Source organism: Streptomyces sp. LS1784 (assembly GCF_020103755.1).
Classification (GTDB): domain Bacteria; phylum Actinomycetota; class Actinomycetes; order Streptomycetales; family Streptomycetaceae; genus Kitasatospora.
The window spans coordinates 1-5,767 of sequence record NZ_JAHSQD010000529.1 but is presented as its reverse complement, the minus strand read 5'-3'; the positions used below and the strand labels follow the sequence as shown (position 1 = coordinate 5,767).

Sequence of the window (5,767 nt, the reverse complement as noted above, 5' to 3'; positions counted from 1 at the left end):
ACCGCGCTGCCCGGCGTACGGGACGGCGGCCCGCTGCTGCGGCCGTCCGCCGTCGCCGGGGTGGTCGCGGCCCGGACGGCGGCGGCGCTGCACCTGCTCGGGCACGGGGAGGACGGCATCCTGGCCGGCCTCGACGCCGAGCACGGGCACGGCTACACACACAGCCACGGGCCGGGCGAGCAGGGCCACAGCCACGGGCCGGGCGAGCAGGGCCACCGGCACCGCCACGGCCACACCCGCGAACACGCACACACCCCCCACGCACACAGCCCCCACTGACCCGGCAGAGAGGAAGACCAGCCATGTCCGGCAGCGCCGCATACCTGTACGGCGACGACCCGGTGGAGATCAACGCCGGCCGCGCCAAGGCCACCGTCACGGTCAGCAACACCGGCGACCGGGCGATCCAGGTCGGTTCCCACTACCACTTCTTCGAGGCCAACCGCGCTCTCGACTTCGACCGCAACGCCGCCTTCGGCAAGCACCTGGACATCCCGGCCGGCACCGCCGTCCGGTTCGAGCCGGGCGACACCAAGGACGTCACGCTCGCCGAGTTCGGCGGCCACCGCCGCCTGGTCGGCTTCGCCAGCCTCGTGGACGGCGGCATCACCGCCCCCGACACCCGCGCCCGCGCCGTCGACCGGGCCATCGCCCGCGGCTTCAAGGGCACCAACCTCGACCGCAAGGAAGACCGGCCACGGGACTTCCACCCGGAGCTCCACCAGGAAGGCGACCGCTGATGGCCATGCTCTCCCGCAAGCAGTACACCGACCTCTTCGGCCCCACCGTCGGCGACCGCTTCCACCTCGCCGACACCAACCTCGTGGTCGAGGTCGAACAGGACCACAACCAGGGCCACTACGGCGACGAGGCCGTCTACGGGGGCGGCAAGGGCATCCGCGACGGGATGGCCCAGGACCCGGCCGCGACCTCCGTGCAGGGCGCGCTCGACCTGGTGATCACCAACGTGGTGGTGCTGGACCCGGTGCTCGGCGTGGTCAAGGGCGACATCGGCGTCAAGGACGGCTTCATCGTCGCCGTCGGCAAGGCCGGCAACCCGCACACCCAGAGCGGCGTGCACCCGCGGCTGGTGATCGGCCCCGGCACCGAGGTGATCTCCGGCGAGCACCTGATCGCCACCGCCGGCGGCATCGACACCCACATCCACTTCATCGCCCCGCAGCAGGTGCAGGAGGCGCTGAGCAACGGCATCACCACCCTGATCGGCGGCGGCACCGGCCCGTCCGACGGCACCAACGGCACCACCTGCACCCCCGGCCCGTGGAACATCCACCGGATGTACCAGGCGGTGGAGGACCTGCCGGTCAACGTCGGCCTGCTGGGCAAGGGCAACGGCTCGCTGCCCGGCGCGCTGCGCGAGCAGGTCGAGGCGGGCGTGTGCGGACTCAAGGTGCACGAGGACTGGGGCAGCACCCCGGCCGCGATCGACAGCGCGCTGAGCGTCGCCGACGAGTACGACGTGCAGGTGGCGATCCACACCGACACCCTCAACGAGTCCGGCTACTTCGAGGACACCCTGTCCGCGATCGACGGCCGCACCATCCACACCTTCCACACCGAGGGTGCGGGCGGCGGCCACGCCCCCGACATCATGCGGATCGCCGGCGAGCCCAACGTGCTGCCGTCCTCCACCAACCCGACGCTGCCCTACACCGTCAACTCGGTGGACGAGCTGCTGGACATGGTGATGGTCTGCCACCACCTCAGCCACAACATCCCCGAGGACGTCTCCTTCGCCGACTCCCGGGTCCGCGCCGAGACCATCGCCGCCGAGACCGTGCTGCACGACGAGGGCGTCATCTCGATCTTCTCCTCCGACTCCCAGGCGATGGGGCGGATCGGCGAGTCCTTCACCCGCGCCTTCCAGACCGCCCACCACTGCAAGGAGCAGCGCGGCAAGCTGGCCGGCGACAGCGAGCGCAACGACAACGTCCGCGTCCTGCGCTACCTCGCCAAGCTCACCATCAACCCCGCCATCGCCTCCGGTACCGCCGACCACATCGGATCGCTGGAGCCCGGCAAGCTCGCGGACATCGTGCTCTGGCCGATCAACTCCTTCGCCGCCAAGCCGAAGATGGTCATCAAGGGCGGCGTGATCAACTGGGCGCTGATGGGGGACCCGAACGCCTCGCTGCCCACCCCGCAGCCGGTCTACTACCGGCCGATGTTCGGCCAGTACGGGCGGGCCAGGCAGGCCACCCGGGTGTCCTTCATGTCGCAGGCCGCGGTGGACCTCGGCGTTCCGGCCGAACTCGGTCTGGAGAGCAGGGTGTTGCCGGTGCGGCGGTGCCGTTCGATCGGCAAGCAGCACATGGTGCGCAACGACGCGCTGCCGAAGATCGCGGTCGACCCGGAGACGTACAAGGTCACCCTGGACGGCGAGCCCGCCACCATCGAGCCGGCCCGCGAGCTGCCGCTCAACCACCTGTTCTACCTCGCGTGAGCGTTGTCGACCCCGGCGCCGGCGATGCCGCTGATGCCGCCGGCACCGCCGACACCGGACTGGACGCCCTGCTGGTCTGCCTCCAGCTGACCGACTCGGCCTTCCCCAGCGGCTTCTACACCCTCTCGCACGGGCTGGAGGGCTACGCCCAGGCCAAGGCCGTCACGCCGGACACCCTGCCCGGGCTGCTCGCCGACCTGCTGCGGCACGGCGTCGGACCGTCCGACGCCACGGCGCTGGTCCTGGCCCACCGGGCGGCCACGGCGGGCGACTGGGAACTGCTCGCCGAGACCGACCAGCGGCTGCACGCCACCAGGCTCAACCGCGAGCTGCGCCTGGCCGCCACCCGGACCGGGCGCCAACTCCTGGACATCGCCGGGGAGTCGGTGGGCGGCGAGGCGCTGGAGCGGTACGCCGCGCTGGTCGCGCAGAAGCGGGCCCCCGGCTGCCAGGCGGTGGCGGCCGGGGTGGCGTACGCCTCGGCCGGCGTTCCGGTCGAACAGGCCGTCACCTGCGACCTGTTCGCGTTCTGCACCAGCTTCGTCGGCGCCGCGCTTCGGCTGCGGCTGACCGACCACCGCAAGGCGCAGGTGGTGCTGCGGGCGGCCTCCCCGGTGATCCGGGAGGTCGTCTCCGCCGCCCTGGAACGGGACTTGGCGGACCTCGGCGGCTGCGTGCCGGTCGCGGACGCCATGTCCGGGCGGCACGAACGGGCGGAGGCCCGGCTGTTCATGAGCTGAATCCGTTGTTCCGCACAATGTACGACCAGAGGAGGAGAGTTGACCGAGAACGTGCTCCGCGTGGGCATCGGCGGGCCGGTGGGCTCCGGAAAGACGGCGCTGATCGAGGCGCTCGTCCCGGTGCTGATCGCCCGCGGCCACCGCCCGGCGGTCATCACCAACGACATCTACACCCAGGAGGACGCCCAGCACGTGCGGCGCACCCTGGCCGGGGTGCTGGACCCCGAGCGGGTGGTCGGCGTGGAGACCGGCGCCTGTCCGCACACCGCCGTCCGCGACGACCCGACGATGAACCTCGCGGCCGGTGCCGAGATGCTGGAGCGCTTCCCGGACGTCGATACCCTGCTGTTCGAGTCCGGCGGCGACAACCTCACGCTGACCTTCAGCCCGGTGCTGGTGGACCTCTTCCTCTTCGTCCTCGACACCGCCGAGGGCGAGAAGATGCCCCGCAAGCGCGGCCCGGGCATCACCGAGTCGGACCTGCTGGTCATCAACAAGATCGACATCGCCCAGTACGTCCGCGCCGACCTCGGGGTGATGGAGTCCGACGCCCGCCGGGTGCGCGAGGGCGGTCCGGTGGTGCTCACCAACTGCCTGACGGGGGAGGGGCTGGAGGAGATCGCGGCTTTCCTGGAGACCTTCCGCAAGGTCCCGGCGTGACAGTCCCGTCGGCCGCTTCGGTTGCGGCGGTGCCCCGGCTCGACCCCCGGCACTACGAGCCGGCCCGCGTCCCGTACGAGGTCCGGCGCCACGCCGGGACGCCCGACACCCTCGCGGTCGGTCGTCCCGGCAAGGTCGGGCTGCTGGAGCTGGCCTTCGAGCGGATCGCCGGGCGCACCGAACTCACCGGCCACTACCAGAAGTCGCCGTTGCAGATCATGCGCCCGCTGTACTTCGACCCGGCCCGCCCCGACCTCGCCGTCACCTTTCTGATGTCCACCGGCGGCGGGATCCTCCAGGCCGACCGGCTCCGCACCGACCTGCACTGCGGCGCCGACACGGCCGTCCACCTGACCACCCAGGCGGCCACCAAGGTCTACCGGATGGAGCACGACTACGCGACGCAGCTGGTCAACCTGACGGCCGGCCCGCGCGCCTACGTCGAGTACCTGCCCGAGCCGGTGATCCCCTTCGTCGACTCGCGCCTCTACCAGCGGACCGTCCTCACCGTCGACCCGGACGCGACGGTGCTGGCCGGCGAGACCGTCCTGGCCGGCCGGCTCGCCCGGGGTGAGCGCAACGCCTACCGGGTGTTCGCATCCGACCTCGAAGTGCGGCGCCCGGACGGCGAGTTGGTGGCACTGGACACCGTCCGGCTGGAGCCCTCGGCGACCGGGGGCGGCGGGGTCACCGGGCCGGCGGTGCTGGCCGGGCACGACGTGATGTCCAGCCTGTACGTCCTCAGCCCGCTCGCCCCGGCGGGCCGGATCGCGGACGTCCTGCACGAGGCGGTGGCCGACTGCGGCCGGTGCCACGGCGAGCTGCTGTACGGGGTCAGTGTCCTGCCGCAGGACAGCGGCGCCTGGCTGCGGCTGCTCGGCTCCGACACCCGGGCCGTCGCGGCCGCCCTGCGCGCGGCCTGGGATGCGGTGCGGCGGCTGCTGATCGGGGTGCCGGCGCCGGAGCTGCGCAAGACGTAGTGCCGGCGGCCGGGGCCGTGCCTGATCTTCTTCCGGATGGCGATGGTCTCCACGATCGTCGCCGGGCCGGACCCGGCGACCGGCGCCGAGCTCTGGGCGTCCACCCAGTACGGCGGGCTGAGCTGCCCGCTGGCGGCCGCCGGCGGGACCGTCTACCAGGGCAGCCGCGCCGGCGTACTCGCGCTCGACACCCTGCCCGCGCCGCCGTCGGCCTGACCGGCCTCAGGAGCCGCCCGGCCCGCCCGAGGTGTCCGGTCTGCCCGGTTCCATGGCCGCCAGACGGGCCACCTGACGGTGGCCGAGCTCGACGGTGCGGTTCATGTGCCGCAGCAGGAAGGCGAGTTCCTCCTCGCTGTCCTCGGCGAAGACGGCCGCCCAGTCGGTGGACAGCTCGCGCCACACCGCCCCGAAGCGCTCCAGCGCCTCGGGGAGGACCGCGACCAGCACCCGCCGCCGGTCCGCCTCGTCCCGCTGCCGGGTGACCAGCCCGGCCTTCTCCAGCCGGTCGACCAGCCGGGTGGCCGAGCCGCTGGTGAGCCCGGTGAGCTCGGCGATCCGGCCGGTGGTGACCGGCCCGTCCTCCAGGGTGAGCAGGTTGAGGCACTGGACGTCGGTCGGGTGCATGCCCAGGTGGTCGGCGACGGCCTGGTTGAACAGCACGTACGAGGCCAGGTAGCGGCGCGAGACCGGCCACAGCCGGGCCATCAGTTCGTCGCGGGTCGTCGTCATGGGGGAAGGGTAACCGGCTGCCCGATAATTGTTTGCGTCGCGCAGAGATCGCTCTCTATGTTGTCTGCATGACGCAGATAACCGAGTCTCCTCTTCCCGTTGCCGTCACCGGTGCCACCGGAGCCCAGGGCGGCGCCACGGCCCGCGCCCTGCTGCGCGCCGGCCGGCCCGTCCGCGCCCTCACCCGCAACCCC

The 5,767-nt window shown here is 72.4% G+C and carries 8 protein-coding genes and 1 pseudogene; 8 read left to right on the top strand and 1 reads right to left on the bottom strand.

The genetic code is table 11. The features are described from left to right. The 7 genes and pseudogenes from KS423_RS36780 to KS423_RS36750 form a co-directional block, all read left to right on the top strand. Positions 1 to 279, top strand: a pseudogene (locus KS423_RS36780) (cobalamin biosynthesis protein CbiX); the annotation flags it as partial. Between the two features lie 23 nt (positions 280 to 302). Then, positions 303 to 740 (top strand): urease subunit beta, encoded by a 438-nt coding sequence (locus KS423_RS36775; RefSeq protein ID WP_224284088.1) that lies wholly within the window; start codon positions 303 to 305, stop codon positions 738 to 740. Beyond that, entirely contained in the window at positions 740 to 2,464 is a 1,725-nt protein-coding gene (ureC, locus tag KS423_RS36770; protein WP_224284087.1) for an urease subunit alpha, read from the top strand. The genes KS423_RS36775 and ureC overlap by 1 nt, the downstream gene beginning before the upstream one ends. After that, complete coding sequence (locus KS423_RS36765; protein WP_224284086.1) at positions 2,461 to 3,204, top strand: urease accessory protein UreF; 744 nt, start codon at positions 2,461 to 2,463, stop codon at positions 3,202 to 3,204. The genes ureC and KS423_RS36765 overlap by 4 nt, the downstream gene beginning before the upstream one ends. A gap of 39 nt (positions 3,205 to 3,243) precedes the next feature. After that, positions 3,244 to 3,864: an urease accessory protein UreG gene (ureG, locus tag KS423_RS36760; protein ID WP_224284085.1), complete on the top strand. Its 621-nt coding sequence runs from the start codon at positions 3,244 to 3,246 to the stop codon at positions 3,862 to 3,864. Continuing rightward, positions 3,861 to 4,844 carry an urease accessory protein UreD gene (locus KS423_RS36755; RefSeq protein ID WP_224284084.1) on the top strand — a complete coding sequence of 328 codons (984 nt, stop codon included), beginning with the start codon at positions 3,861 to 3,863 and terminating at the stop codon, positions 4,842 to 4,844. Before ureG ends, KS423_RS36755 begins: the two co-directional genes overlap by 4 nt. A 36-nt stretch (positions 4,845 to 4,880) precedes the next feature. After that, on the top strand, positions 4,881 to 5,060 hold the full coding sequence (locus KS423_RS36750) for a PQQ-like beta-propeller repeat protein (RefSeq protein ID WP_224284083.1): 180 nt from the start codon (positions 4,881 to 4,883) through the stop codon (positions 5,058 to 5,060). Between the two features lie 6 nt (positions 5,061 to 5,066). Here the strand turns inward: KS423_RS36750 and KS423_RS36745 are convergent, their stop codons facing one another. After that, the gene (locus KS423_RS36745) at positions 5,067 to 5,573 is read right to left on the bottom strand and encodes a MarR family winged helix-turn-helix transcriptional regulator (RefSeq protein ID WP_224284082.1); all 507 of its coding nucleotides are present in this window, start codon (positions 5,571 to 5,573) and stop codon (positions 5,067 to 5,069) included. 68 nt (positions 5,574 to 5,641) lie between these two features. Here KS423_RS36745 and KS423_RS36740 point away from each other — a divergent pair. Next, positions 5,642 to 5,767 (top strand): NmrA family NAD(P)-binding protein (locus KS423_RS36740; protein WP_224284089.1); only part of this gene is annotated, 126 nt, incomplete at its 3' end.

Excerpts from the sequence above, each read along its gene's own strand:
- ureC (WP_224284087.1), top strand. The coding sequence starts at position 740 with ATGGCCATGCTCTCCCGCAAGCAGTACACCGACCTCTTCGGCCCCACC.
- KS423_RS36775 (WP_224284088.1), top strand. The coding sequence starts at position 303 with ATGTCCGGCAGCGCCGCATACCTGTACGGCGACGACCCGGTGGAGATC.
- KS423_RS36750 (WP_224284083.1), top strand. The coding sequence starts at position 4,881 with ATGGCGATGGTCTCCACGATCGTCGCCGGGCCGGACCCGGCGACCGGC.
- KS423_RS36745 (WP_224284082.1), bottom strand. The coding sequence starts at position 5,573 with ATGACGACGACCCGCGACGAACTGATGGCCCGGCTGTGGCCGGTCTCG.